Origin of the sequence: Mucilaginibacter aurantiaciroseus, from assembly GCF_024055595.1 — a bacterium.
In the GTDB taxonomy this organism is placed as follows: Bacteria; Bacteroidota; Bacteroidia; order Sphingobacteriales; family Sphingobacteriaceae; genus Mucilaginibacter; species Mucilaginibacter aurantiaciroseus.
In genome coordinates, this window is sequence record NZ_JAMXOF010000002.1 from 190650 (window position 1) to 216928 (window position 26279).

General features: G+C 43.4%; 23 protein-coding genes. 10 read left to right on the forward strand and 13 right to left on the reverse strand.

From position 1 onward, the window contains the following. Positions 1-62 precede the first annotated feature (62 nt). Entirely contained in the window at positions 63-1337 is a 1275-nt protein-coding gene (purD, locus tag NAF17_RS08915; protein WP_252757656.1) for a phosphoribosylamine--glycine ligase, read from the reverse strand. A 214-nt stretch (positions 1338-1551) separates the two neighbouring features. Here purD and secA point away from each other — a divergent pair, with 214 nt between their 5' ends. From secA to NAF17_RS08935, 4 genes are all read left to right on the forward strand, one after another. Then, on the forward strand, positions 1552-4860 hold the full coding sequence (gene secA / locus NAF17_RS08920) for a preprotein translocase subunit SecA (protein ID WP_252757657.1): 3309 nt from the start codon (positions 1552-1554) through the stop codon (positions 4858-4860). 59 nt (positions 4861-4919) lie between these two features. Then, positions 4920-5387 carry an SPOR domain-containing protein gene (locus NAF17_RS08925; protein WP_252757658.1) on the forward strand — a complete coding sequence of 156 codons (468 nt, stop codon included), beginning with the start codon at positions 4920-4922 and terminating at the stop codon, positions 5385-5387. Beyond that, the gene (locus NAF17_RS08930) at positions 5380-6564 is read left to right on the forward strand and encodes a M20 metallopeptidase family protein (protein ID WP_252757659.1); all 1185 of its coding nucleotides are present in this window, start codon (positions 5380-5382) and stop codon (positions 6562-6564) included. Before NAF17_RS08925 ends, NAF17_RS08930 begins: the two co-directional genes overlap by 8 nt. A gap of 83 nt (positions 6565-6647) precedes the next feature. After that, positions 6648-7580, forward strand: a complete 933-nt coding sequence (locus NAF17_RS08935) for a hypothetical protein (RefSeq protein ID WP_252757660.1) — start codon at positions 6648-6650, stop codon at positions 7578-7580. A 142-nt stretch (positions 7581-7722) separates the two neighbouring features. On the opposite strand, the gene NAF17_RS08940 is transcribed toward NAF17_RS08935, so the two are convergent. From NAF17_RS08940 to NAF17_RS08955, 4 genes are all read right to left on the reverse strand, one after another. Continuing rightward, positions 7723-8175 (reverse strand): SRPBCC family protein, encoded by a 453-nt coding sequence (locus tag NAF17_RS08940; RefSeq protein WP_252757661.1) that lies wholly within the window; start codon positions 8173-8175, stop codon positions 7723-7725. Positions 8176-8244: 69 nt separating this feature from the next. After that, positions 8245-8439 carry a hypothetical protein gene (locus tag NAF17_RS08945; RefSeq protein WP_252757662.1) on the reverse strand — a complete coding sequence of 65 codons (195 nt, stop codon included), beginning with the start codon at positions 8437-8439 and terminating at the stop codon, positions 8245-8247. 57 nt (positions 8440-8496) lie between these two features. After that, positions 8497-9933, reverse strand: coding sequence for an asparagine--tRNA ligase (gene asnS, locus NAF17_RS08950; protein ID WP_252757663.1), 1437 nt, complete (start codon positions 9931-9933; stop codon positions 8497-8499). 148 nt (positions 9934-10081) lie between these two features. Beyond that, positions 10082-10564 (reverse strand): DUF6252 family protein, encoded by a 483-nt coding sequence (locus tag NAF17_RS08955; protein ID WP_252757664.1) that lies wholly within the window; start codon positions 10562-10564, stop codon positions 10082-10084. Positions 10565-10756: 192 nt separating this feature from the next. Here NAF17_RS08955 and NAF17_RS08960 point away from each other — a divergent pair, with 192 nt between their 5' ends. Beyond that, positions 10757-11632, forward strand: a complete 876-nt coding sequence (locus NAF17_RS08960) for a DMT family transporter (protein WP_252757665.1) — start codon at positions 10757-10759, stop codon at positions 11630-11632. On the opposite strand, the gene NAF17_RS08965 is transcribed toward NAF17_RS08960, so the two are convergent. From NAF17_RS08965 to NAF17_RS08975, 3 genes are all read right to left on the reverse strand, one after another. After that, positions 11633-12547: an alpha/beta hydrolase gene (locus NAF17_RS08965; protein ID WP_252757666.1), complete on the reverse strand. Its 915-nt coding sequence runs from the start codon at positions 12545-12547 to the stop codon at positions 11633-11635. Between the two features lie 162 nt (positions 12548-12709). Further along, a protein-coding gene (gene prfB, locus NAF17_RS08970; RefSeq protein ID WP_252757667.1) for a peptide chain release factor 2 occupies positions 12710-13802 on the reverse strand; the annotation gives its coding sequence in 2 pieces (ribosomal slippage) (positions 12710-13741 and positions 13743-13802; 1092 coding nt in all). Between the two features lie 85 nt (positions 13803-13887). Continuing rightward, complete coding sequence (locus NAF17_RS08975; protein ID WP_252757668.1) at positions 13888-14328, reverse strand: hypothetical protein; 441 nt, start codon at positions 14326-14328, stop codon at positions 13888-13890. Between the two features lie 263 nt (positions 14329-14591). Between NAF17_RS08975 and pgi the strand changes: the two genes are divergently transcribed. Further along, positions 14592-16238 (forward strand): glucose-6-phosphate isomerase, encoded by a 1647-nt coding sequence (gene pgi / locus NAF17_RS08980; protein WP_252757669.1) that lies wholly within the window; start codon positions 14592-14594, stop codon positions 16236-16238. A gap of 129 nt (positions 16239-16367) precedes the next feature. On the opposite strand, the gene NAF17_RS08985 is transcribed toward pgi, so the two are convergent. The 4 genes from NAF17_RS08985 to NAF17_RS09000 all read right to left on the reverse strand — a co-directional run bounded on the left by NAF17_RS08985 (position 16368) and on the right by NAF17_RS09000 (position 20818). After that, positions 16368-17453 (reverse strand): glutaminyl-peptide cyclotransferase, encoded by a 1086-nt coding sequence (locus NAF17_RS08985; protein WP_252757670.1) that lies wholly within the window; start codon positions 17451-17453, stop codon positions 16368-16370. Further along, positions 17428-17796 (reverse strand): YraN family protein, encoded by a 369-nt coding sequence (locus tag NAF17_RS08990; protein WP_252757671.1) that lies wholly within the window; start codon positions 17794-17796, stop codon positions 17428-17430. Before NAF17_RS08990 ends, NAF17_RS08985 begins: the two co-directional genes overlap by 26 nt. Then, positions 17796-19727 carry a DNA primase gene (dnaG, locus tag NAF17_RS08995; protein ID WP_252757672.1) on the reverse strand — a complete coding sequence of 644 codons (1932 nt, stop codon included), beginning with the start codon at positions 19725-19727 and terminating at the stop codon, positions 17796-17798. Before dnaG ends, NAF17_RS08990 begins: the two co-directional genes overlap by 1 nt. Before the next feature lie 230 nt (positions 19728-19957). Continuing rightward, a complete protein-coding gene (locus tag NAF17_RS09000; RefSeq protein ID WP_252757673.1) occupies positions 19958-20818 on the reverse strand; it encodes a transglutaminase-like domain-containing protein in 861 nt (286 codons plus the stop codon). A gap of 46 nt (positions 20819-20864) precedes the next feature. Here NAF17_RS09000 and NAF17_RS09005 point away from each other — a divergent pair, with 46 nt between their 5' ends. Both NAF17_RS09005 and NAF17_RS09010 read left to right on the forward strand, forming a co-directional pair. Next, on the forward strand, positions 20865-21650 hold the full coding sequence (locus NAF17_RS09005) for an O-methyltransferase (protein ID WP_252757674.1): 786 nt from the start codon (positions 20865-20867) through the stop codon (positions 21648-21650). A gap of 102 nt (positions 21651-21752) precedes the next feature. Beyond that, positions 21753-22253 (forward strand): hypothetical protein, encoded by a 501-nt coding sequence (locus NAF17_RS09010; RefSeq protein WP_252757675.1) that lies wholly within the window; start codon positions 21753-21755, stop codon positions 22251-22253. Between the two features lie 46 nt (positions 22254-22299). Here NAF17_RS09010 and NAF17_RS09015 read toward each other — a convergent pair whose 3' ends face one another. Continuing rightward, positions 22300-23436 carry a BamA/TamA family outer membrane protein gene (locus tag NAF17_RS09015; RefSeq protein WP_252757676.1) on the reverse strand — a complete coding sequence of 379 codons (1137 nt, stop codon included), beginning with the start codon at positions 23434-23436 and terminating at the stop codon, positions 22300-22302. A gap of 113 nt (positions 23437-23549) precedes the next feature. Between NAF17_RS09015 and NAF17_RS09020 the strand changes: the two genes are divergently transcribed. Together NAF17_RS09020 and NAF17_RS09025 are read left to right on the forward strand one after the other, a co-directional pair. Then, a complete protein-coding gene (locus NAF17_RS09020; protein ID WP_252757677.1) occupies positions 23550-24530 on the forward strand; it encodes a deoxyhypusine synthase family protein in 981 nt (326 codons plus the stop codon). A gap of 428 nt (positions 24531-24958) precedes the next feature. Further along, complete coding sequence (locus tag NAF17_RS09025; RefSeq protein ID WP_252757678.1) at positions 24959-26239, forward strand: c-type cytochrome; 1281 nt, start codon at positions 24959-24961, stop codon at positions 26237-26239. Positions 26240-26279: the final 40 nt, after the last annotated feature.

Sequence of the window (26279 nt, forward strand, 5' to 3'; positions counted from 1 at the left end):
AAACTTTCGGACTTTCTATTTTAAAAACTATTTGTCCATCTTTCGGACATTGGACTTCCTGACTATAACAAATCGAACCCTATATCTTTCCTGAAGTAAACACCGTCGTAATAAATGCGTGCGGCATCGGCAGTGGCTTGTTGCAAGGCATCAAACATGTTATCCTGCAGGCTGGTAACCGCTAACACACGGCCGCCGGTTGCTTGTACATCTTCGCCGACCAGACTGGTACCCGCCTGGAATACATGCGAATCGCGCACGTTTTCAATCCCACTGATGGTTTTATCTTTCAAATATTCGCCGGGGTAACCGCCGGCAACGCAAACTACGGTAGCCGCGGTTTTTTTGGAGATGACAAGTTCTTTTTCGTTCAGGTTACCCTCGGCAACGCCTAAAAGCAGGTCTACAAAGTCAGACTCGATGCGTGGCATTACACTTTCTGTTTCCGGGTCGCCCATGCGGCAGTTGTATTCAATAACCCATGGCTCGCCTTGGGTATTCATCAGGCCTATAAAAATAAACCCTTTGTAAGGGATGCCTTCTTTTTTTAAACCTTCAACGGTAGGAATGATGACCCTTTGCTCCACCTTCTGCATAAATGCCTCATCAGCAAAATGCACCGGCGAAACCGAGCCCATGCCACCTGTATTTAAACCGGTATCGCCTTCGCCAATACGTTTGTAGTCTTTAGCTTCGGGCAGTATCTTATAATTGGTGCCATCAGTCATCACAAAAACCGAAAGTTCTATTCCCTGTAAAAATTGTTCTATCACCACTTTAGAGCTGGCATCACCAAACTTGGCTTCGGTAAGCATTTCTAAAAGTTCCTGGCGGGCTTCTTCGAGTGTAAGGCATATCAATACGCCTTTACCAGCTGCCAGTCCGTCGGCTTTTAAAACTACGGGCAGGCCGGTGGTAGCCAGGTAGTCAAAACCTTCCTGCAAAGTATCGCGGGTAAAAGTACGCGATGCCGCGGTTGGTACGTTGTGGCGTTGCATAAACGCTTTGGAGTAATCTTTGCTGCCTTCCAGTTGGGCACCTTCTTGCTGCGGGCCAATAACCGGGATGCTTTTCAGCTGCTCATCTGCCAGGAAAAAATCGTGGATGCCCTTTACAAGCGGTTCCTCGGGGCCAACCAAAACCATTTTAATATCGTTAGCTAAAACAAAGGCTTTAATACCTTCAAAATCGGTAACTTTAAGATTAACGTTGGTGCCATACTGGCCGGTGCCGGCATTTCCCGGTGCAATAAAAAGTTTATCGCATTTTGGGCTTTGTGAAATTTTCCAGGCGAAGGCGCTTTCCCTTCCGCCCGAACCAAGGATCAGGATGTTCATGCGGGCAAATATAGGTTTTTTGCAGTATCAAGTAATTAGTATCAAGTATCAAGACTGCTTTTCTATATTTTTTGTCATTAAATCCCGTCTATGTACTTGATACTTGTTACTTGATGCCCTGTGTAAAAGCAAAAAATCGTACCTTTGCATGTCAAAATGACTTTAAAATTGCACTGGCGCAATTATTGAGTTTGGTGCATTATATAAAAACAATATGTTAGATTTTTTTAGTAAGCTTTTTGGAAGCAAATCAGAACGAGACGTTAAAGGCATTTTGCCGATAGTTGAGAAAGTTAAAGCTGCTTATGCCAAGCTTGATCAGTTGAGTAATGATGAGCTACGGGCCAAAACCATAGAATTTAAAGAAACAATTGCTGCCGGCCTTGCGGGTATCGACGGCGAGATACAGGCTATAAAAAACCGTACCGAAACTGAACTGGATATGGAGGTAAGCGAAAAGGTTGCCCTGTACACACAGTTAGATACGCTGGAGAAAGACCGCAATAAAGAACTTGAAGATATTTTAGCGAATATTTTACCGGAGGCATTTGCCGTGGTAAAAGAAACATCGCGCAGGTTTGCCGAAAACAAAACGATTGAGGTTACCGCTACCGAGTTTGACCGTGAACTTGCCGCTAAAAAAGGTAACGTTATTATTAAAGGCGATAAAGCTACCCACCATAACACATGGTTGGCTGCCGGCAACGAGGTTACCTGGAACATGGTACATTACGATGTACAGCTTATTGGTGGTATTGTATTGCACCAGGGTAAAATAGCTGAGATGGCTACAGGTGAGGGTAAAACGTTGGTAGCCACGCTGCCTGCTTACCTTAACGCGCTTGCAGGCCAGGGTGTACACATTGTAACCGTGAATGATTACCTGGCACGACGCGATAGCGAGTGGATGGGGCCATTATACGAGTTCCACGGTTTGGCGGTTGATTGTATTGACAAACACGAACCAAACTCTGAAGAACGCCGTAAAGCTTATTTAGCCGATATTATTTTTGGTACCAACAACGAATTTGGTTTTGACTATCTGCGTGACAATATGACACGCAGCCCCGAAGAACTGGTACAGCGCAAACTGCACTATGCCATGGTGGATGAGGTCGATTCGGTATTAATTGATGATGCGCGTACACCCCTTATTATCTCCGGCCCAATTCCTCGTGGTGATGAGCATGAGTTTTATGAGTTGAAGCCGCGTATCGAGCGTTTAGTTAATGCCCAAAAAGCTTACGTAAACACCGTATTGAACGAAGCCAAAAAGGCAATCAATGATGGTAACACCGGCATTGAGGATGGTGGTTTAGCATTGTTACGTGCGCACCGTGCATTACCGAAAAGCAAAGCATTAATAAAATTCCTGAGCGAGAGTGGTAACCGTACCGTTCTGCAAAAAACAGAGAACCACTACATGCAGGATCAGGGCAAAGAAATGCCAAGGGTCGATTCGGAGTTGTTCTTCATCATTGATGAGAAAAGCAATTCGGTAGAGCTTTCTGAAAAAGGCATCGAATTGATCACAGCATCGGGCGAAGACCCACACTTCTTTGTGATGCCTGACGTTGGTACCGAGATCGCTAACATCGAAAAATCTGACGCCCCGGCAGAAGAGAAGATAGCTAAGAAAGATGAGCTGATGCGCGATTTTTCTATTAAATCTGAGCGGATCCACTCGGTTAACCAATTGCTTAAGGCTTATACCCTGTTTGAAAAAGATACCGAATACATCCTTGATGATGGGAAAGTAAAAATTGTTGATGAGCAAACCGGCCGTGTATTGGATGGCCGCCGTTATTCTGATGGATTACACCAGGCTATCGAGGCTAAAGAAAATGTTAAAGTAGAGGATGCTACACAAACATTCGCGACTGTAACGCTGCAAAACTACTTCAGGATGTACCACAAACTTTGTGGTATGACAGGTACCGCCGTTACCGAAGCGGGTGAGTTTTGGCAGATCTATAAACTGGATGTGGTAGAGATACCAACCAATACGGCAACCAGCCGTGCAGATATGCAGGATTTGGTTTACCGTACCATCCGCGAGAAATATAATGCCGTTGCCGATGAAATAGTAAAATTAACACAGGCTGGTCGCCCGGTACTGGTGGGTACAACTTCGGTAGAGATCTCGGAGTTATTGAGCCGTATGCTTAAGCTTCGTGGTATCAAACACAACGTACTAAATGCCAAAATGCACCAGAAAGAGGCGGATATTGTTGCCGAGGCTGGACAGACAAGTACTGTAACCATTGCTACCAATATGGCAGGCCGTGGTACAGATATAAAATTAGGGCCAAATGTAAAAGAGGCCGGTGGTTTAGCCATTGTAGGTACCGAACGCCACGAAAGCCGCCGTGTAGACAGGCAGTTGCGTGGCCGTGCCGGTAGGCAGGGTGACCCGGGTTCGTCTCAGTTCTTTGTATCGTTAGAGGATAACCTGATGCGTTTATTCGGATCAGAGCGAATCTCCAACCTAATGGTACGCATGGGTATCGAAGAGGGTGAAGTTATCCAGCACTCCATGATCTCAAAATCTATAGAGCGCGCGCAGAAGAAAGTAGAAGAGAACAACTTTGGTATCCGTAAGCGTTTGCTGGAGTATGACGATGTGATGAACTCGCAGCGTACCGTTATTTACGCCAAACGTAAGAACGCGTTATTTGGCGAGCGCCTTGACGTAGATTTGAGTAACACAATTTTTGATGTAATTGATGATGTAGTTACCGAATACAAAGAGGGCAACAATTACGAGGGTTTCCAAATGGAAGTTATCCGTTTGTTCTCGTTAGATACGCAGGTAAATGCAGAAGAGTTTAGCGCGACATCTATCCCTGATCTTGTAGAAAGCACTTTCTTAGAAATAACAGACTTTTACAAACATAAAGCAGAAGCTATTGCCCAACAGGCTTACCCGGTTATAAAAGACGTTTATGATACCCGTGGCCAGTATGTGGAGAACATCGTAGTGCCTTTTTCTGATGGGATCCACGGTTTACAGGTATCGGTACCGTTGAAAAAAGCGGTTGAGAATAAAGGGTTAGAGGTATTTAAATCGTTTGAGAAAAACGTTACCCTTTACTTGATCGATGATGCCTGGAAAGAACACTTGCGCGAAATGGATGAATTAAAGCAGTCTGTACAAAACGCGGTTTACGAACAAAAAGACCCGCTGTTGGTTTACAAGTTTGAGGCTTTTGAATTGTTCCGCCAGATGTTATCAAACGTGAACAAGGAGCTGGTTAGCTTCCTGTTTAGGGGGGGTATCCCGGTTCAGCAGGAGCCTGAACAGGTGCGCGAGGCAAAACCTCAGCCAAAACTCGACCTGAAAAACATGCGTACTTCAAAACCCGAACTGGTAAGCGAAGCTAACGGCATGCCGATGGAAGACACCCGCGAAATACAAAAACCAACCCCAGTAAAGGTTGAGCAAAAAATAGGCAGGAATGACCCATGCCCATGTGGTAGCGGCAAAAAATACAAAAGCTGCCACGGCTTGGGAATGAATTAATAACTAGCCCCACCCAACCCTCCCCGGAAGGGATGGCCTTAATAAAAAATTTACTAAAAATGAAAAAAGCAATGTTTGATTATAAAGCTCCGATAAGCCTCATCAAATATTGTTTTTTTTTAATGCTTCTACTGGCCACATTCGGGGTATCGGCACAAACTACCCGTGGCAAGGTACAAGTAGTGGCACCGCCATTTTTTGATACCTTGTTAGCCAAGCGGGCAACGCTTAATAAAAGCGGCGGTGGCACAACGGGGTACTCATCATCGTACGGTTACCGCGTGCAAATCTATAGTGGTAGCAACCGTAGTTCGGCGTTTAACGCGCAGGCCAAGTTCAATAAAGAGTTCCCGGAAATGCGTACCTATATTGTGTACAAAGAGCCAAACTTTAAAGTACGTGCTGGCGATTTCCGTTCACGTATTGAAGCGGAGCGTATGAAGGAACAACTGAAGCCATGGTTCCCGGTAATGTTTATTATCTCAGAAAAAATCAATCCACCCAAAACGGTTATCACTAATGATTAAAGAAAAAATACAGCAAATAGCAAAAGATATTTTTGATGATGTAGTGGCTAACCGCAGGCATTTGCATTCGCACCCCGAATTGTCTTTCCACGAGGTAGAAACATCGGTGTTTGTAGCAAATAAGTTGGAAGAACTTGGGTTGGAATATCATAAAATGGCCGATACCGGTTTGGTTGCCCTGCTAAAAGGCGACAAACCGTCTGACCAGGTAGTTGCCCTCCGTGCCGATATGGATGCCCTGCCGATATTGGAAGCTAATGATGTTCCCTATAAATCTCAAAACCCGGGTGTAATGCACGCTTGCGGGCACGATGTGCATACCTCATCATTACTGGGTGTTGCTAAGATATTAACCGATCTTAAAGGTGAATTTGGCGGTACTGTTAAGTTCATTTTTCAACCGGCAGAAGAGAAACTACCCGGTGGCGCCAGCCTGATGATCCAGGAGGGGGTGTTAGAAAATCCAAAACCACAGGCCGTAATAGGGCAGCATGTTATGCCGTTTATAGACGCAGGTAAAGTAGGTTTCCGCGCGGGCAAGTATATGGCATCAACTGATGAACTTTATGTCACCGTAAGGGGCAGGGGTGGCCATGGTGCACAACCACAACAGAACGTAGACCCGGTAGTAATTACCGCGCATATTATTACTGCCCTTCAAACTATTGTAAGCCGCTCTGCAGACCCTAAAAGTCCGTCGGTATTATCCTTTGGGAAGGTGATCGCTAACGGCGCAACCAACGTTATACCAAACGAAGTTTATTTGGAAGGTACGTTCCGAACTATGGACGAAAAATGGCGTTCTGAGGCCCATATCAAGATCAAAAAAATGGCAGAAGGTATCGCCGAAAGTATGGGTGGAAGTTGCGAATTTAATATCATAAGGGGATACCCATTTTTGATTAATGAAGAAAAACTAACCGCCAGCACCCGCGGCCATGCCGAGGATTATTTGGGTAAAGAGAACGTGCTCGACCTGGATATCTGGATGGCCGCCGAAGACTTTGCCTACTACTCGCAGGTGGCAGATTCTTGCTTTTATCGCTTGGGCACACGTAACGAAAGCCGCGGTATTACGTCATCAGTACATACCCCAACGTTTGATGTTGAAGAAAGCGCGCTGGAGCAAAGCGTTGGCTTAATGGCATACCTTGCTGTAAAGCAGTTAGGTAATTAGTCGATAGACATTAAAAACTTTTGTATCACTGTAATGTTCTTTATAAGTGATGGTCTGTGAAACTATCGACTATGGATTATTATATGAACAAAAAACTACTTTTAGCTTTCTGCTTACTCCTCTCTGCACTCACCTCTAAAGCGCAGCAGATCCCGCGTTTTAACCCCGATACTATTCTTACCATTGTTATTGATTCAGCTGTAAATATCCGCTCTCATCGTTTAAACACGCAGGACTTTATTGACGCGGTAATGAACGATACCAGCTTTTACAAAGCGTTTCAAAACATGAAATATTACGCCTTTACTGCCGAGAATCGTATTTTCACATACGATAAAAGGAATAAGGTTGATGGTAAAGTTTACCGGCGCTTGCTGCACAGCAATAGCAAGGGCAAACATCAAATAGAATACACCGCTAAGCGTGATAGTGGCAACGTATTTAAAAAGAACGGTAAGTACCAGTTGTATACCGTAGAAATGTTCGACTATATTTTTATGAATGCCTACAACTCCGATTATGTAAAAAGTGAGGGTACATCCGCAGAGAATAAAGGCAAAAACGAGGGCTATAAAGACAAGCTGAAAACGCTGGTATTTACACCCGGCAGGCGGGTAAACGGCATTCCGTTCATCAGTAGTAAAACAGAAATTTTCGGACCGGAGTTAAGGCAGTTTTATAGCTTTGAATTTGCCCGTGGTAAGTACCTCGATAGCATTCCCGTATATCGCTTTAAAGTAAAGCGTAAGCCAAGTACCGCTACTGATGATGTGATGATACAGGAGATGACCACTATTTTTGACGTAAATAATTTTGAGATCCTGGGCCGTTATATTGATATGAAATACAGTAACATGCTGTTTGATTTTAATGTGCAGATGAATATCGAACTCAACAAATTCAACGACCAGCTACTCCCCATTAAAATAAGCTACCAGGGCAACTGGGATATCCCCTTCCACAAAGAAGAACGCGCCAGCTTTTTAATTGTGCATAAGGATTACAAAAGGGAGTGATTTTAGATTATACTGATTGTAAAATGATTACACCGATTGGAGGATTAAGAGTTCGGCTAAAGCCAGTATGTTAATTTCCTAAACCAATAAAAAATTTATTTATAATCGGAGAGGCATCATTGCCATTGGCTTTAGCCAAAATTTAATCCTTCTCCGACATCTCTTTAATGACAAGATTACGTTTAACAAGCAATCCGGTCATATATCTTTTCAAGAATAGCCAGTTTGCTAACTTACCAAGTAAGCCTAAAGGCGATTCAAAAAAAAATACATCCCGCATTACGGTTTGCTTTCTCTCTTCAGCAAAGTAATGTTCGTGCCTGAAGCTTTTGAAAGCGCCCGCAACCATTTTATCTGCAAAGAAATTAGGAGAGTTAAACTCTGTTATTTTTGATGTGAGGTTTTGCCGGATGCCAAAGTGCTTAGCCCGCCAGGTAACCGTTTCACCCAATTCAATCAAGCCGCTGGTGCGACCTGCAATGGCTCGTTCGCCGGTATGAGCGGTGGATGCCACATGTATATCAATATCCCTGGCAACATCGAAACATCGCTCAACAGAGGCTGTGATATGGGTTTTGAGTTGGATGACAGGCACGGGGAATAGTTATTATTTTACTAAGGATCCTAGAAAGATTATGCTTGCCTCAGTGTCAATTTTTTATACTTACTTATTATCTAATTTCAAAATAAAAGCCTCGGCGGCAAGCCCACTTTTCACAATAAAGAGATCTTGCAATAAACTTAAAATTAAGTACCAATCTTCGTCAGTAATATCTTTGCTATTTGCGTTCATCCTTATCCAACCATCAACATCCCCACCATAGTTTTTATATATCTTTAGCTTATCAAGCGTGATCATGTTAATCTAACTAAGGAAACAATTCATCAGTATCATCAAAATAACTGAATCAGCGGTTTAAAATTCCGCGTTCTTTGGGAACCGTGGGAAAGGGATTACGTCGCGGATGTTACTCATGCCGGTAACAAAAAGTACCAAACGCTCAAAACCCAAACCAAAGCCGGAGTGCGGGCAGCCACCGTAACGGCGGGTATCCAGGTACCACCACAGCTCATCTTTAGAGATGCCTATCTCGTCCATGCGTTGTTCAAGCCTATCCAAACGTTCTTCACGTTGCGAACCACCTACTATTTCGCCAATGCCCGGGAACAGGATATCCATAGCGGCAACGGTTTTACCGTCGTCGTTCTGGCGCATGTAAAATGATTTTATCTCTTTGGGGTAATCGGTAAGGATCACCGGTTTTTTGAAGTGTTTCTCAACCAGGTAACGCTCATGTTCCGATTGCAGGTCGGTACCCCAGCCTTCTATCAGATACTGGAATTTCTTCTTTTTATTTGGGGTAGATTCTTTTAGGATCTCGATGGCCTCAGTATAAGTCAGGCGTTCAAAATCGTTATCCAAACAAAACTGTAGTTTCTCTAACAGGTTAAGGTCAGAGCGGTCCTGCTGTGGTTTTTGTTTTTCTTCGTCAAGCAAACGTTGGGTTAAAAACTCAATATCTTCTTTGTTTTTATCCAGTGCGTAGCGGATAACATATTTAAGCAGGTCTTCAGCCAAATCGGCGTTGTCTTTCAGATCATAGAAAGCCATTTCCGGCTCTATCATCCAAAACTCGGCAAGGTGGCGGGTAGTGTTAGAGTTTTCGGCACGGAAGGTAGGGCCGAAGGTATAAATATCACTCAGCGCCATAGCACCAAGTTCGGCCTCAAGCTGTCCAGATACGGTTAAATTTGTTGATTTACCAAAGAAATCTTGCTTATAATCTACCTCGCCGGTGTTGGTACGTGGCACATTAGCCAGGTCGAAGTTGGTGACGTGGAATGCTTCTCCAGCACCCTCTGCATCGGATTGAGTAATGATTGGCGTGTGAAGATAAACAAACCCACGTTCCTGGAAAAAGGTATGGGTAGCGTATGACAGCGTGTTACGCACCCTGAAAATAGCGCCAAAAGTACTGGTACGGAAACGTAGGTGCGCTATCTCGCGTAAAAATTCAAGGCTATGTTTTTTAGGTTGCAGCGGGTATTTCTCCGGGTCGCTATCGCCCAAAATCTCGATGCTGGTGGCTTTAACATCAACACTTTGGCCTTTACCTAACGATGCTAATAACCTGCCGCTAACACTAAGCGCCGCGCCTGTAGTGATGCGTTTTAATATGGCAGGGTCGGTGTTTTCAAAATCAACAACAATTTGTAGGTTGCTATTGGTAGAGCCATCATTTAAAGCAATAAACTGGTTGTTACGGAAGGTACGTACCCATCCTTTAACAGTAACATCAATATCGGTTTTACCGCTTTCAAGTAGTGCTTTAATTTTTGTACGAGTGCTCATGTAAAAAGTATTAGAGCGGTAAAAATACAATTATTTGCTAAAAAGCCCCCCTCTATTCACCCCCGGCAGGGGAGACTTTTTAAAAATATATTTTATAATGCCTAAAACTCTCCCCAAGCGGGGAGGGTTTAGTGGGGCTAAAGATAAATTAGCGAGGCAGGTAAATTAAAAAACTGCCTTTAGTGAATTTAACGCTATCTGGATAAATGCTTGATGTAGCGGGGAACGTGCGTTTAAATTTTAAAGTGAATTTCCCTGTAATGGCTTTCACGGTTGAATCTACGTCGGTAACTTCAAGCGTGCTGCCTACAGCAATCCCTGCGTAGTAACGGCTTACGGTATCGTTACCAACTATCTGATAGTATTTTGCCTGGTTGCCGGTTAACGCGTAAGTCCCTTTACCGGTATATTTGATGTGCATTTTAATACCGGCATCCCTGCTAAGGCCTAAAACAGAAATGGAGTCGGTACCAATTTTTTTGCTGAATGGCTCTGCATAAACCGATAGGCCGTTTCGTTCGGTGACAAAATATTGCTGGTACCCTGTTCTGCAGCAATTGTCGTCTTTTTTTAAGCAAGCGCTAAGTAAAAGTGTTAAGAGAGCCATGGAGGTAAATGTTAACTTTTTCATAATCTGTTTATTTAATGGTGTTGTTTGTACTATACGTTAAAAAAGTTGCTTGTGATACAGGGGGTGTGAAAATTTTGTCAGAACTCTAATTTTAGGAATTTAACAATGAGCAGAATAATTTTCACTTCCGTTCTATAAATTCCTTTAAAATTCCGGTTCAGACGAGCTATGTTTGCAGCTCAATAAAATCTGATGAAACCCAAACTGAGCCTTGTTATTGGCATTGTGTGCATTTCCTTTTCGCCAATATTTGTAAAGCTTGCCGCTTCGCCGGCCATTACATCGGGCTTTTACAGGATATTTATTGCGTGGTTGTTGCTGCTACCCTATTGCATTTTAAAAGGCAAATTGAAAACTACCCGCCGGGCGCTTATCATCACCATTATTGGCGGCGTTGTTTTTGGGGCTGATATTGCCGTGTGGAATATATCGTTACTTAAGATCAGCGCTACTATCTCAACCTTATTGGCTAATCTCGCGCCGGTTTGGGTAGGGCTAATGAGTTATATACTATTTAAACATAAAGCAGGCAAGTTGTTTTGGGCGGGCACGTTTGTGGCGGTTATTGGAATGGTGATATTGGTAGGGTACGATAATGTGCTGCACCTGCAATTTAGTTCGGGCATATTGTATGCTGTGGCTGCCAGTATGCTTTACGCCGCTTACCTCATGATCACTAAAGGCATTATAAAACATATAGATACCTTCACTTTTATGTTTTACAATATGCTTGGGGCGGCCGTGTTTCTGTTAACTATAGCATTAATCCGTGGCGATGCGCTAACAGGCTTTGATACCGGTACCTGGGGTTGTTTCCTGGGGATGGGGATGCTTTGCCAGTTGATAGGTTGGCTTACCATCAATCATTCGTTACGTTACCTCGAATCGACCAGGGTAGCGATAGCCCTGCTCGGCCAAACCGTTATAGCAGGTTTTTTAGCCATTGGCTTATTGGGCGAAACACTGCATGTAAAAGAAATTATTGGTGGTGTGATAATTTTGGCTGGGATTGCTGTTTCATTTTTGAAAGTGAAAAACGTGGTTCTCGCTCCCAAAAAAGCCGATTAATTACTTAGTTAACCACCCATTATCACCCATCCAGGTCTTCGCCCAATCAAACCATAAACCCTTGCTTTTGGAATTTACCAAGCCAAATCCATGGCCACCAGCGGGGAACAGGTGCATTTCGGTTTTTACTTTATTTTTTAATAGTGCCTCGTACATTAATAAAGCATTTTCTACAGGTACCACATCGTCATCTTCGGCGTGGACGATAAAGGTTGGCGGCGTATTGGCGGTTACCTGTTTCTCGTTCGAGTATAGGTCGATCTGATCCTGTGTTGCGTTCTTGCCTATCAGGCTCTCGCGTGAGCCAACGTGGGCCTTTTCGCCAAAGGTTATCACGGGGTAAATCAGCATCATAAAATCAGGGCGAACGCTGATGTTATCTTTATTATCAATCACTATCTTATTAAAATGCGTCCCCTCGGTTGATGCGAGGTGTCCCCCCGCCGAGAAGCCGATAATGCCGATGCGATTTGGATTAATACCCCATTTGGCTGCATCCTGCCTAACCATTTGTATGGCTCGCTGTGCATCTTGTAACGGGCCAATGGTTTTATCAACCATAACGCTATCACTTGGTAAGCGGTATTTTAACACATATGCTGTAACGCCAATTTTATTGAATTCTTTAGCTATCGCGAAACCTTCATGAGCTGATGCCAGCCCGCCGTACCCACCACCAGGGCAAATAATAACGGCCGTACCGTTGGCTGTGCCTTTTGCAGGCAGGTAAGGGGTTAATGTCGGCGTACTTACATTGGTTATCCGGTAAGTACCATTCATGGTTTCCTTGTAGCTTGCAGGAGTGGGCTTGCTGTTAGGAACGCCTTTTGGATAAAGCGGTAAAGGCTTTTGTTCCTGGCTAAAGGCTATGGTTGTAGTGGCAGTCAATATCAATGCGGTTAAAATATACTTCATTATAAAAAGTAGAATTGGTAAAGGTAAGTTACAACTTACATCAACAAAAAGCGGTGCTGTGGTGTTCAGCATCGTTTTTTGTAATAATCTAAGAATGTTATGCTGAACTTGTTTTAGCACCTCTCGTGAAATCCTTCTACAAGCTTAGGATGACAAACGGGTTTAATTTTTCGGCCCTCCAAATTCCATCAGGTACGATTTCAGGAATTCGTTCAGGTCGCCATCCAGTACAGCGGCGGCGTTAGATGTTTCGTGATCTGTACGGAGGTCTTTAACCAGCTTGTACGGGTGTAACACATAGTTGCGGATCTGAGACCCCCATTCTATCTTTTTCTTGTTGCCTTCCACCGCGCTTGATGCCTCTGCACGTTTGCGCATTTCAGCTTCATACAACTGTGATTTTAGCAAGCGGATAGCGTTCTCTTTATTCTGTAATTGCGAGCGCGACTCCTGGTTTTTGATGATGATACCCGATGGCTTGTGGTATAAACGTACGGCAGTTTCTACCTTATTTACGTTTTGGCCACCCGCACCACCTGCGCGGAAGGTTTCAAATTCAATATCGGCATCCTTCACTTCAATATCTATGGTATCATCTACCAAAGGGTAAACATATACTGAAGCAAATGAGGTATGGCGCTTGGCGTTAGAATCAAATGGTGAAATGCGCACCAAACGGTGGACGCCATTTTCGCCTTTCAGGTAACCATAAGCAAACTCACCCTCTATTTGCAGCGTAACTGTTTTTACACCGGCCACGTCACCTTCCTGGTAATCCTGTTCAGATACTTTATGCCCATTCTTTTCGGCCCACATAATGTACATACGCATCAGCATACCGGCCCAATCGCAGCTTTCGGTACCACCGGCGCCAGCTGTAATTTGCAGCACGGCGTTAAACTGATCTTCCTCGGCGCTAAGCATGTTTTTAAATTCAAGCTCCTCAACGGCAGTTAAGGCCTGCGCGTATTGGTCGTTCATTTCGCCCTCGGTAGCATCGCCACTTTGGAAAAACTCGAACAGCACGTTGGTATCTTCTACAAGCGAAACTACTTTATGGAAAGCGTCGGTCCATATTTTTTTTGTTTTTATGGATGCCAAAACCTTTTCGGCATCTTTAGGATGGTCCCAAAAGTTTGGGCCTAAGGTTATATCCTGTTCCTTTTGCATGGCATCGAGTTTGGTATCGATGTCAAAGATGCCTCCTCAGGGAAGTTGTTCTATCCCTTAAATCCTGCATGTTCTCTTTTGTCATAATGGCAAATATATAAAATTGCGGTTAGGCCAATAAAAAAAGGCCTACAATTTAATTGCAGGCCTCATTGTAAAATAGTTTAAGCTTACGCTATACGCATCTGGTTTAGCAACATACCCATATTGACAACGTTATTACCGCTAACCTTAGATAGTATGGTGCTTAATGCAAACTCTTTGTTCTGATCACCTTTAGATTGCTCCATCAACTGGTGCATAACCGGGGGTATCAAACTACCGGCAATAGCCATAGCCTCTGTGGTACTGATGTTATAAAAATTATTTAGCTTGTTGGCAAACCTGTTAACCGCACTTGTAATAAGCGGGTTTTCATAAATGGCCGAAAACTGAAAATATTTAACAAGGTCTTTTAACTTGCCGCTATCCATCTGGTTTTTTAAAACCTCTATGATAGAGCTTGATGCCTCATTGATTACCGACTCGCGATCTCCCACCGCAATTACCGGGTTGTTAATAACAGCCGTATCAGCGTTATTTTTTACGAGCAAAAAAAGTTTTTCGAACATGGTATGGTGTATTTAAAAAACGAATTAAGAAAATGATGAAAAATACCTGGTTTATTTACTAACACCGCAAATATATTAAATATTTATTTTTACTTTCTAAAAATTATTTAACATTTGTTATTGAAATGACAATTCTATTGGTGTAAAACAAACACTATGTAGGCATTGTTGATAAGTGTATAAATAGCACCAAACTGTCCTTTTTTCACATTTAAAGCCGGGCGCAGTTTTAACTTGTTATTTTTACAAAAAACATCACAACTATGCTGCCAAATATTGATTTCACGCGCACCCAATCGTACAAATATTTAACCGACCATTACATCGATATCGTATCAAAAAGTTTAAAGGAATTATTTGAAACTGATAATCAGCGATTTGAAAAATTCTCTCTTCAGTTTGAGGATATTTTAGTGGATTATTCCAAAAACCGCATCAATGATGAAACGCTTGCACTACTTACCCAATTAGCACGCGAGTGTGGTGTAAACAAGGCAATTGAAGCCATGTATTCCGGCGAAACGATCAATGTTACCGAAGGTCGCCCTGTTTTGCACATCGCATTACGTAACCGCAGTAATACCCCAATTTTAGTTGATGGTAAAGATGTAATGCCCGATGTGAACGGCGTGTTAGATCATATGAAAGAATTTAGCGAGGCCATCATTAGCGGCGCGTGGACGGGTTACACCGGCAAAGCGATAACTGATGTGGTAAACATCGGCATCGGCGGATCAGACTTGGGCCCGGTGATGGTTACCGAAGCATTGAAAGCATATAAGAACCACTTAACCATGCACTTTGTATCCAATGTAGATGCGACGCATATAGTAGAGACTTTAAAAGGGGTTGACCCGGAAACTACGCTGTTCCTGATCGCGTCAAAAACATTTACCACGCAGGAAACTATGGGAAACGCACACAGCGCCCGCGACTGGTTCATTAAAAACGGTGGTAAGGATGAGGATGTGGCCAAACACTTCGCGGCATTATCTACCAATAGTGAGGGTGTTGAGAAATTTGGTATCGACACAAAAAACATGTTTGAGTTTTGGGATTGGGTTGGCGGCCGTTACTCTTTGTGGAGCGCGATAGGTTTATCCATTTCCCTGAGCGTTGGCTTTGATAATTTTACAGCCTTGCTTGATGGCGCCCATACCATGGACAACCACTTTAAAACTGCGCCACTTGAGCAAAACCTGCCTGCTATTTTAGCGCTGATAGGTATCTGGCATAACAACTTTTTTGAAGCCGAAACACAAGCTATCCTTCCGTACGACCAATACATGCACCGATTTGCGGCATACTTCCAACAAGGGGATATGGAGAGCAACGGTAAACATGTAGACCGTGATGGCAAGCATGTAGACTACCAAACCGGCCCCGTTATATGGGGGGAGCCTGGCACCAACGGCCAGCATGCCTTTTACCAGTTGATACACCAGGGAACAAAATTGATCCCTTGCGACTTTATAGCGCCTGCACAATCGCACAACCCGCTTGGCGAGCACCACAACATGCTGCTCTCAAATTTCTTCGCCCAAACCGAAGCTTTGATGAACGGTAAAACCGAAGAAGTGGTAATTGACGAATTGAAAAAGGCCGGTAAAAGCGAAGATGAGATAGAGAAAATTGCACCATTTAAAGTTTTTGAAGGTAACCGCCCAACAAACTCTATCCTGGTTAAAAAAATAACGCCGCATACTTTAGGTAGTCTGATAGCCATGTATGAGCACAAAATATTTGTACAGGGCATCATCTGGAACATCTATAGCTTTGACCAATGGGGTGTGGAATTAGGTAAGCAACTGGCTGGCAAGATCCTGCCCGAGCTTAAAGGCAACGAAGAGATAATCAGTCACGATTCATCAACCAATGGTTTGATCAATCAATACAAAGCATGGAGGTAGGTTCAGTTTTAAGTTTGCAGCAAGCAGTATAAACGCCCTGCAGTTTCGAAAAGAAAAAGCTGCAAGTTTAAAACTTTGTATAGCCATTTTTTTAAAAAGGAAAGGCCGCGAATTTCGCGGCCTTTCCTTTTATTTCTTTATAAACTTTACTTGGAATAATTTATCCCACTTTTTACCGGTAATAAAAATGCGTTTGGTAACTTTATCATATGCAATGCCGTTCAGCACATCGGCGTGGGGATTGCGCTGCCCTTCAGGATAAAGGCTGGTTAAGTCTATCTTTTGCTCAACAGCGCCGGTTTTGGGGTTTATTACCAAAATATAATCCTGGTGATAAACATTAGCGTAGATCTTACCATCTATATATTCCAGTTCATTTAGTTCGTTTATAGGGCCTTTATCGTCATACACATCAATAAATCCTTTTTGCTGGTAGGTGTCTTTATCCAGGAACCAGATACGGTTGGTGCTGTCATCCATGTAAATTTTGTCAGCATCATGGGTCATCCCCCAACCCTCTAAGCCAACATTGTTGTCAAATTTGCTAATTAGCGTAAGCGTTTTTTTATCGTATACAAACCCGATCTTTTCGGTGTAGGTAAGTTGTACAATTTTATCGCCTATAACAGCTATTCCTTCAGCGAAGATCTTTGGGTCGATGTTTGTTATTTTAAGTACTTTGCCGGTAGTGAGGTCAACCTTACGCAGGCTCGACTGGCCATTTCCTTCTGCCGCACGCCCGCCATCGCTTTCATATAAAATCCCGTCCTGGTATTCTAAACCTTCGGTATATGAGGAGGTATCATGCGGGAAAACCTTTTCTATCACAAAACCTAACTGCTCCGGTGCTTTGGCGGCAAGCAGGTTGATGTTTGTCGTAAGATCCTGACTTTTACCGCCCTGGTAAACCTTGGCGGTAATTACTCGCGCGCCAAGAGCAATGCTATCGGTTTTAACAGTTACCGTGGCCGAGTCTTTAGCCGAGCCAACGCGTGTGCTATCCAATAAATAAACAACGGAATCTATCTTAACATCCTTTGGATAACCAATCTTCAGGGCAATTTGTTCGCCGCTTTTGTAGTTGCTGCCCGCATTGGGGCTAATGGTAAATTCGTCGTCTTTTTTATCGGTTTTACAGCTGTAGGCCAGCAGCGCTATAATGGCGAAAAGTGCTATACGTTTGTTCATCTTAAATGGCAGAAGGCCAAAAGGCATCTTCAATATGTTTTAATGTGTAGTTACTATTACGGTCAAACAGGATAGATATTATATCAAACCTAACTTCTCCCTGGTGGTTCATCAAATATATGTACTCGTCGGCAGCTTCTACCAGTAAACGCTGCTTGCGGGCGTCAACAAAATCTTCGGGTTCGCCAAAGGCATTGCCGGTGCGGGTTTTTACTTCGGTAAATATAATGATCCCGGCTTTATAGGCAATCAGGTCTATCTCGGCTTTGCCGAACGTCCAGTTCTCATCCATTATCTCGTACCCCGTAGCCTCCAGGTGGGCTTTCGCCATTGCTTCGCCTTTTTGGCCGAGATCGTTGTGGGATGCCATTATTTCATAATCACCGAGCCTAAGTAATCAGAGATTGTTTTCTCCACTTTTTTCATGTGCATGTATTGGTTCAGCAGAATTTCCTGATCGACCTCTCCTGTAGTAGTTTGCAACTCGTTACGAATTTGTGTCAATATCTTACCAACCTTTTGCTTTTTTAGATGAAAAATAGCACCGAGGATAGTCGCCTTCATGTTCGCCTGTTCATCGGGTACTAAAATTTTGTGCATCTCGTACCAGTTCTCGCTCAGGATGTATTTGGTGGCAAGCATGGTTACTACCAGGTCAACTATGCCTTTATCATGGTAATGGATAAAGTGCTGTTCCTCGGGAAGTACGCCGTTCTCCACCTCCTGTCGGTAAATCTCCATGAACTTATTGGTTTCCGGTTGCTCAAACTCCACGTCGCTCAGTTCGGCTATCATAAAGGGGCCGATATAGGTATTGGCAATACCATCCCAATCGATCATTTTATTACCGTAGTTTAAAAGCAGGCGGACTATCTCGCGCTCCTGCGTGTCCGATTCTTTGGCAATGTGCTCCTGTGGCTCATCAAAAAATAAAAGGTCTTCGGACGATGGCTCGGGTTTACGGCCTTGGTATGCCTGCTGGCTGTCTTTTTTGGCCTTAGCCTGGCGCATTTTATTAAGCTCGGTGAGCAACGCGCGTTCATCAATTTCCAGGCGGTTACTACATTCTTTTAGGAATACGGATGCCTTGATAGAATCGGGGATTTTGGCGATGCTTTCTACTATTTCGCGGATAACCTCGGCCTTTTTTATCGGGTCGTTCCCAACATCCTTTAGCAGGATCTCGGTTTTGTATAGGATGAAATCTTTTTTGTTTTTATCTACGTGAGTTTTAAAGGCATTGGTGCCAAATTTCTGCACGAAAGAATCCGGATCGTGCCCATCGGGGAACAGCACCACTTTTACGTTAAGGCCTTCCTCCAATATCATATCCAATCCGCGTAGCGATGCCTTGATGCCCGCCGCATCGCCGTCATACAAAATGGTGATATTTTTGGTAAGGCGACCGATAAGCCTGATCTGCTCAACGGTTAACGATGTACCCGATGATGCCACCACATTCTCTATCCCCGCCTGGTGTACCGAGATCACATCGGCATAACCCTCAACCAAATAACAGTTATCTTCCTCGCGGATTGCTTTTTTGGCGAAGTACAACCCGTAAAGGATGCTCGATTTATGATAGATCTCCGACTCGGGAGAGTTTACGTACTTGGGTACATTCTTGTCGCTTTTAAGGGTACGCCCACCAAAGGCGATAACCCTGCCCGTAAAGCTATGGATGGGGAACATTACCCGGCCACGGTAACGGTCATACAACGAGCCGTTATCTCGCTTAACAGATAACCCGCTCTCTACAATAAATTCTTCCTTATAGCCTTGTTTGAGGGCTTCTCCGGTAAAGGCTTCCCATTGGTCTGGCGAGTAGCCCAACTCAAACTTCTTGATGGTATCGTTGCTAAAACCGCGCTCTTTAAAATAGCTGTAACCTATGCTTTTGCCTTCGTCGGTTTCAAGTAAACTCTCGTGGAAGTATTTTGCCGCAAAGCCGGACACGATCATCAAACTTTCGCGGTGATTTTGCTCTTCCAGGTTTTCGGTGGTATTAACCGTTTCCTCCACCTCGATGCTGTATTTTTTGGCCAGCCATTTCAGCGCTTCGGGGTAGGTGAACTTCTCCAGCTCCATTAAAAAAGTAACGGCGCTGCCCCCTTTGCCCGACGAGAAATCTTTAAAGATACCCTTAGCCGGCGATACCGTGAAGGACGGCGTACGCTCGTTAACAAAGGGTGAAAGGCCCACATAATTGGCCCCGCGCTTTTTTAATTGTACAAATTCGCCAATCACCTCCACAATATCTGTGGCTTCCATTATGCGGTCTACGGTGGGTTTGGTAATCATGTTTGTTACTTCGCGATTGGGCGGTTACAAAAGTAATTGTTAAGTGGGTAAGTCGTTGCTTAAATATAGAAAAATATCGGCGATTTTACTCACCCGGACATCACTTCGCTCGCCAACCCTCTCTGCTGCGCAAAGAGGGTTAAAAAAACTAGAGAAATATTCACCCCCTCTCTGCTGTGCAAAGAGGGGGCAGGGGGTGAGTTAACTCGCGAACCATAAATTTAAATGAGTTATCCCCCCATTATCTGCAGTAACTCATTCAACTCGTCCACCTTTTCTGATGAGCCCAAGTGTTCGTAGGCGCTAATGAGGTTGCGGATAACACGCTTAATAATGTCTGAGTTGGAGCAGGGTTCGTAAAACTGCTTATCAAATTGCAGGTTCAGTTGCTTCAAAAACATATCTACATCTCTGCGGCCAAAAATGAAACCTTTGTTAAACGCGTTAATGTAAAACAGGATGCCGCCTTCAAACTCGCTGTCGCGGCTTTCATCAAGGTAAGCCAGTATAAAATGCTGTGGCAGGTTTACACCGTAAATAGGAATGTCCAGCTTTTGGGCGATAATGGAGTAAATGATGGCTAATGAGATCTGGTTGCCTTTTTTAATGTCGAGTACCTGGCTTATATAGCTGTTTTGCGGGTCGCGGTGGTTGGTGGTGTTGCCGCTAAAGCCGTGGATGCTGTAAAAAACGTGGTTCATTAATTTTACCTGCTCCACGGGGCTGGCCTCGTTCATCATTTGAATCCAAACGTCGCGTTTTATGGCTTCTATCTGGTTAATCACCTTTTGCTCGTCAAGATCAGGGTATTGGTAGCGGTTAATGATGAGGATGCCCTGCAGCAGATCAAAAGCGCCGCTTTGGTGCCAAAGTTTCAGATCGTTTTTTACGGTGCCGAACTGGATCTCGTGTACCAGATTGGCTATCCGTTCCTGTTGAATGGGGTCAAAGGCTTGTTCGAAAGCGCTTTCGAGGTAATCTATAGCTTCTGTACCGTAAGAAAGTAGCTTTTCGTGCACGTGGCCGAATATTTCAGCATCGGGGTCGTCCAGTAAACGGATAAGTGAATTTACTTCTGTAGGATTTATCATATATCTGTTATGCTAAAATACTAAACCTTTTAATAATTTTACAGCTATGTTTAATTTAACGTTCGCGAAAGATTATCTGTTGCACAGGCTTACGTCAAAAAACCGTCATGGTTTGCACTCGCCATTTGTATACCGCCTGGTAGACCAGGTGATATATGATAAAGCTGATAAACCTGTATATGAGAAGATAGAGGCGGAGCGCGACGTATTGCTTAGGGACGACCGCTACATTAACGTTACCGACCTGGGCGCCGGCTCGCATGTGAACAATAATAAGCAAAAAGCCATAAGCACCATTACCATGAACGCGCTTAAACCCCCTAAGCTGGCTAAGCTGCTTTACCGCCTGGCGGCATCAACTAAACCCACGAGTATTGTTGAACTGGGCACCTGTTTGGGTATTACCACACTGTACCTGCAGGCCGCCGCGCCAAAAGCCAAAGTATACACCTTAGAAGGCTGCCCCGAAACCGCGGGCGTTGCCAAAGATGTTTTTACCAGGGCGGGAATAAAGGATATAAACGTAGTAACTGGGAATTTTGACGATACCCTGCCGGGTGTTATTGCCGGGCTGGACAAACTTGATTTTGTGTACATAGATGGCAACCACCAGCGCGATGCTACCCTAAAATACTTTGAATGGTGCCTGCCAAAAGTGCACGAGGACACGATGCTGATCTTCGATGATATTTACTGGAGCGATGGCATGAAAAAAGCCTGGGAACAAATAAAAGCCCACCCGCAGGTAACAGCTACTGTAGACCTGTTTTGGATAGGCCTGGTATTTTTTAAAACCGGGCAGGCGAAGGAAGATTTCAAGATAAAGGTGTAGGGGAATAGTTCATAGTGGGAACTGCCTTACCCGTGAACTATATGCTAATTAAACAGTCTCATTAATACACATGGAAAGGTAAAATAATCAATCGCGTTGAATATGAAATTAATATTATTGAGTTTCTGTTTTTTGATGAACTCATTTACATTAACCGAGCTACCGATTTGGTTCATTAAGTCTTTTAACAATAAAAAACTTAATGAGCGCTATGCAATCATTAACCCCAAATTCTTAGAAGCTGATTTTAATGGGGATAAGATACAGGATATAGCCGTGCAGGTAATTGATAAGAGAAGTAAGAAAAAAGGCATACTCATCATTAATGGCGGTACTAACAAACATTGTATTTTTGGTGCAGGGTTTAAATTTGCAGGCGATGATTTTAATGATACCAATTGGTTAGACGGATGGCGTTTGTATAAAGCAAAGGTTGCTTATGAAACAACATTCAACGCTGATGGGGATATTAAAGGAAGCAGGAAAGTAAAAATTTCACACCCAGCTATATCCATCTATTCATTGCAGGATGGAAGTGAAATAGCGGGCGCTTTGATTTACTGGGATGGTAAAAATTATGTCTCTATTCATCAAGGAGAATAGACGAGATAATAGCCTATGAACCATCATCTATCAACCATAAGCCAAATTAAAACGCTTCCCCTAATCCCACATATACTCCACTTTGTCTACTTTCGCCGGGGCGTTTTTCGCCAACGCCGTAATCTATGCGGATGCTGAGGCCTTTTTGCACATCAAAGAAGTAGCGCAAGCCGCCACCATAATTTGGCTTTAGCTGGTTGATGTCAAAGTCCTTATTAAAAACTTCTCCTCCGCCAATAAAGCCCACAATGCCAAAACGCTCGCTCATGCGGTAGCGAAGTTCGGTTTGGCCGGCTAAAAGGTTACGGTCGCGGAAACGGCCATTGTAGTAGCCGCGCATCATCTCGTCGCTACCCAGGGCAGGCAACAGGTAAAACGGCGACTGGCTGCCTGTCATGTTCTGGCTTTGTACATCAAGCCCTAACACAAATTTTTTGCCAAGGGCTATAAAATGCGTCACCTCAATGTTTAAAAAACCACCGCTGTAACTGCTATTGCCACCCACGCCATGCATAATATTTAAATAACTGGTAAGCGTACTGCCACTGGTAGTGTAGGTATTGTTGTTACGGCTATCCAGTATAAAACTTGGCCCAAAGTAAAGGATGGTACCACCGTTTTTACCCTCAATGGTTGGGTCGGTAGCGAAAATGCCTCCGGGTGCCTGGTCGTGGAAGCGGTAATCGTAGCCACCGGCCACCAATCCCAGGTAAATATAGTCGCCAAGTTTTTTCTCCCCGGTAAACGTTAAGCGGACGCGTTTTTGGCCCAGGCGGTCGGCATCCGCTTTAGCGGTATTGTTGCCTATTCCGTAAAAATCAAAAGGGAAATTGATGTAGCCAACGGCCCCCGTAAAATGATAATTGTTATTTGGCGCCCAGTAGCTGCTGCTTAAGTTTACCCTGCTTTGGCCTTTGGTAGTCAATGTCGCGTAAGCAAAAATATTGGATACTCGCGTTTTTTTGCTGAGGGTATCAGTATAAAAAGAATACAGTGCCGAACCGCCAGCCTCCAAACCTGTTTCGGGTGCCGAACTAATTACGGGGAGTACTACAAAGCTGCCGCGTTTGCTGGTATCCTTCTCAAAATACATGCGGCGGATAAATTTCGGCAGGATCTTTACCTGTGCGAAAACGGGTATTACAAGGGCGGATAATAGTAAAATGAGGATGATTTTTTTCATGTGCTGTAGTGCCATAAAGGTAATTTTAAAGCACTTGTTTCGTAGAATTTGTAATTTAAAATTCTGATGTGCGCAAAATACCTACTTTTGCAAAGTAACAATAGTAAAATAATATGAGCACAGCAAGAGGCCCTATATCTCAGTTCATTGAGAAAAACTACCTGCATTTTAATGCAGCGGCATTAATGGATGCAGCCAAAGGTTACGAAACACATTTAACCGAAGGCGGCAAAATGATGGTGACCATTGCAGGTGCCATGAGCACCGCAGAACTGGGCATTTCACTTGCCGAAATGATCCGCGAAGGTAAAATTGACATTATATCGTGTACAGGTGCAAACCTGGAGGAGGATATAATGAACCTGGTAGCGCATTCGCACTACAAACGTGTGCCTAACTATCGCGATTTGAGTCCGCAGGATGAGTGGAATTTGTTAGAGAATCACTACAACCGTGTTACTGATACCTGTATCCCCGAGGAAGAAGCCTTCCGCCGTTTGCAGAAACATATTTACAAGATCTGGAAAGATGCTGATACCGCTGGAGAACGTTATTTCCCGCATGAGTTTATGTACAAGATCTTGCTAAGCGGCGAGTTGGAGCAGTACTATGAGATTGACCCTAAAAATTCATGGATGCTGGCAGCGGCAGAGAAAAACCTGCCAATTGTTGTACCGGGTTGGGAAGACAGTACTATGGGTAACATTTTCGCATCGTACGTTATTAAAAACGAAATAAAAGCCACTACAATGAAAAGTGGTATTGAATATATGGCATGGCTTGCCGATTGGTACCCGAAAAATTCGGGGGGTAAAGGCGTAGGCTTTTTCCAGATAGGTGGCGGTATTGCCGGCGATTTCCCAATTTGTGTGGTGCCTATGCTTTACCAGGATATGGAAATGACCGACATCCCTTTTTGGAGTTATTTTTGCCAGGTGAGCGATTCTACAACCTCTTATGGTTCGTACTCGGGCGCTGTGCCAAATGAAAAAATCACCTGGGGTAAACTAGACATCAACACCCCTAAATTTATTGTAGAAAGCGACGCGACAATTGTTGTTCCGTTGATATTTGCGTGGATCTTAAAGCAATAATTTAATAACCATAATTGAAAAGGCTGTTTGGATATCCAAACAGCCTTTTTTAATTTTTGCTGATGTTACATTGGCAATTAATACTTGAAGTTATTAGTAGATTTTAAAATTTGTTGTAGTTTTAATACGGTTATTGTTAATGTGGCGGATAATTAGCTGCATTTTAAAACAATAAATAGGTTTTCAAAGTATCTTTACATATTCTCTTTTTCCAGATACTGCCTGCTTTTGGCAAAAACAGTGTTTACAGCAATTTAAAGGGGTTTAATTTATAATTTAGAACGATTATAAATTAGACATTGCGGTCATTATATTGTCAGCGATACTGTAATAAATTATACTTTTGTAGCTGTAAAAGTGACTAAATCAAACAGCTTTACGTCAGTTTAACACTTGTATATAAAAATTATTTAGCATAAATACTTTATATGAGAAATATCTCATTGATTATTAAACAGTTTTCAAGGTCGGTTTTACTGGTCGCCGGTTTGGTTGTGGTAGGCTTAACAGCCCATGCGCAAACAGACGCAGCAAAAGGTGAAGCTATATTTAAGGCAAAATGTACCGCGTGTCACAAAATAGATGTGCGTATGACCGGCCCGGCCTTAGGTCCGCAGTTAACAGAAGAAACTGATGACGCTTACCTAACTAAATGGATCCAAAACAACCAGGCATTAATTGCTGCCAAAAACCCCAAGGCCGTTAAAATATATAACGAGTACAACCAGGCGGGTATGACAGTATTTGCCGAGTTGACCGATGCAGATGTTGGTAACGTTATTACTTATATCCGTGCTGATTGGAAAAAAATTCAGGACGATAAAGCAAAAGCACCTGCAGGCGGCACAGTAGTAGCCGAAGATAAAGGCCCAAGTGCTTTAGTTGTTTGGAGTTTATTAGGGGTTATTGTTATTGCGTTCGTGGTTATCCTTGTTTTAAACAAAGTAATTGCAACGCTAGAGCGTTTGTTGCTTAACAAAAAAGGGATTTTTGAAGAAGAAGAAGTTGTTGTTGTTGAGGGAGAGAAAGCACCTGTAGATAAATTAGCTATAGTTAAAAAGCTTCTTAAAAACAAAAAACTTGTTTTCTTTTTAGTGCTTTGTGCTGTTGTTGGCTTAGGTAGCTTCAGCTGGATCACCATGTGGAATACTAACGTTCACCAGGGATATCAACCGGTACAACCTATCAAATACTCGCACCAGTTACACGCTGGTGCCATGAAAATAGAGTGTCAATACTGCCACTCAGGCGCATATAAATCCAAACATGCTTCGATACCATCGTTGAACGTTTGTATGAACTGCCACAAAGTTGTTAAGACAGAATCACCGGAGATCCGCAAAATTTACGATGCTTTAGGTTACGACCCTAACACCGCAAAATACGATAGTACTAAATCAAAACCAATCCAGTGGGTGCGTATACACAACCTGCCAGATCTGGCTTACTTTAACCATTCGCAACACGTTACAGTTGGCGCAATAAAATGCCAAACCTGCCACGGCCAAATTCAGGAAATGAAGGAAGTATATCAATATTCTCCACTTACCATGAAATGGTGTATCCAGTGTCACAAACGTACCGAGGTTAACGGTAAAGGCAATGCTTACTACGACAGCATACTTGCTGCCCATGATAAAATTAAAAAGGGTGAAAAAGTTACTGCAGCAGTGTTAGGCGGTATTGAGTGTGCTAAGTGCCACTACTAATAATTATTAAGAACAGTACATTACAGTTTATATAACTATA

What these genes read in the sequence shown, in the direction of transcription:
- NAF17_RS08985 (WP_252757670.1), bottom strand. Translation starts at nt 17,453, where the DNA reads ATGCCTTTTGGCCTTCTGCCATTTAAGATGAACAAACGTATAGCACTT.
- dnaG (WP_252757672.1), bottom strand. Translation starts at nt 19,727, where the DNA reads ATGATTACCAAACCCACCGTAGACCGCATAATGGAAGCCACAGATATT.
- NAF17_RS09020 (WP_252757677.1), top strand. Translation starts at nt 23,550, where the DNA reads ATGAGCACAGCAAGAGGCCCTATATCTCAGTTCATTGAGAAAAACTAC.
- NAF17_RS09010 (WP_252757675.1), top strand. Translation starts at nt 21,753, where the DNA reads ATGAAATTAATATTATTGAGTTTCTGTTTTTTGATGAACTCATTTACA.
- NAF17_RS08990 (WP_252757671.1), bottom strand. Translation starts at nt 17,796, where the DNA reads ATGGCATCCCACAACGATCTCGGCCAAAAAGGCGAAGCAATGGCGAAA.
- pgi (WP_252757669.1), top strand. Translation starts at nt 14,592, where the DNA reads ATGCTGCCAAATATTGATTTCACGCGCACCCAATCGTACAAATATTTA.
- NAF17_RS09005 (WP_252757674.1), top strand. Translation starts at nt 20,865, where the DNA reads ATGTTTAATTTAACGTTCGCGAAAGATTATCTGTTGCACAGGCTTACG.
- NAF17_RS08935 (WP_252757660.1), top strand. Translation starts at nt 6,648, where the DNA reads ATGAACAAAAAACTACTTTTAGCTTTCTGCTTACTCCTCTCTGCACTC.
- asnS (WP_252757663.1), bottom strand. Translation starts at nt 9,933, where the DNA reads ATGAGCACTCGTACAAAAATTAAAGCACTACTTGAAAGCGGTAAAACC.
- NAF17_RS09015 (WP_252757676.1), bottom strand. Translation starts at nt 23,436, where the DNA reads ATGAAAAAAATCATCCTCATTTTACTATTATCCGCCCTTGTAATACCC.
- NAF17_RS08955 (WP_252757664.1), bottom strand. Translation starts at nt 10,564, where the DNA reads ATGAAAAAGTTAACATTTACCTCCATGGCTCTCTTAACACTTTTACTT.
- NAF17_RS09000 (WP_252757673.1), bottom strand. Translation starts at nt 20,818, where the DNA reads ATGATAAATCCTACAGAAGTAAATTCACTTATCCGTTTACTGGACGAC.
- NAF17_RS08965 (WP_252757666.1), bottom strand. Translation starts at nt 12,547, where the DNA reads ATGAAGTATATTTTAACCGCATTGATATTGACTGCCACTACAACCATA.
- secA (WP_252757657.1), top strand. Translation starts at nt 1,552, where the DNA reads ATGTTAGATTTTTTTAGTAAGCTTTTTGGAAGCAAATCAGAACGAGAC.
- NAF17_RS08925 (WP_252757658.1), top strand. Translation starts at nt 4,920, where the DNA reads ATGAAAAAAGCAATGTTTGATTATAAAGCTCCGATAAGCCTCATCAAA.
- NAF17_RS08945 (WP_252757662.1), bottom strand. Translation starts at nt 8,439, where the DNA reads ATGATCACGCTTGATAAGCTAAAGATATATAAAAACTATGGTGGGGAT.
- NAF17_RS09025 (WP_252757678.1), top strand. Translation starts at nt 24,959, where the DNA reads ATGAGAAATATCTCATTGATTATTAAACAGTTTTCAAGGTCGGTTTTA.
- purD (WP_252757656.1), bottom strand. Translation starts at nt 1,337, where the DNA reads ATGAACATCCTGATCCTTGGTTCGGGCGGAAGGGAAAGCGCCTTCGCC.
- NAF17_RS08960 (WP_252757665.1), top strand. Translation starts at nt 10,757, where the DNA reads ATGAAACCCAAACTGAGCCTTGTTATTGGCATTGTGTGCATTTCCTTT.
- NAF17_RS08930 (WP_252757659.1), top strand. Translation starts at nt 5,380, where the DNA reads ATGATTAAAGAAAAAATACAGCAAATAGCAAAAGATATTTTTGATGAT.
- NAF17_RS08975 (WP_252757668.1), bottom strand. Translation starts at nt 14,328, where the DNA reads ATGTTCGAAAAACTTTTTTTGCTCGTAAAAAATAACGCTGATACGGCT.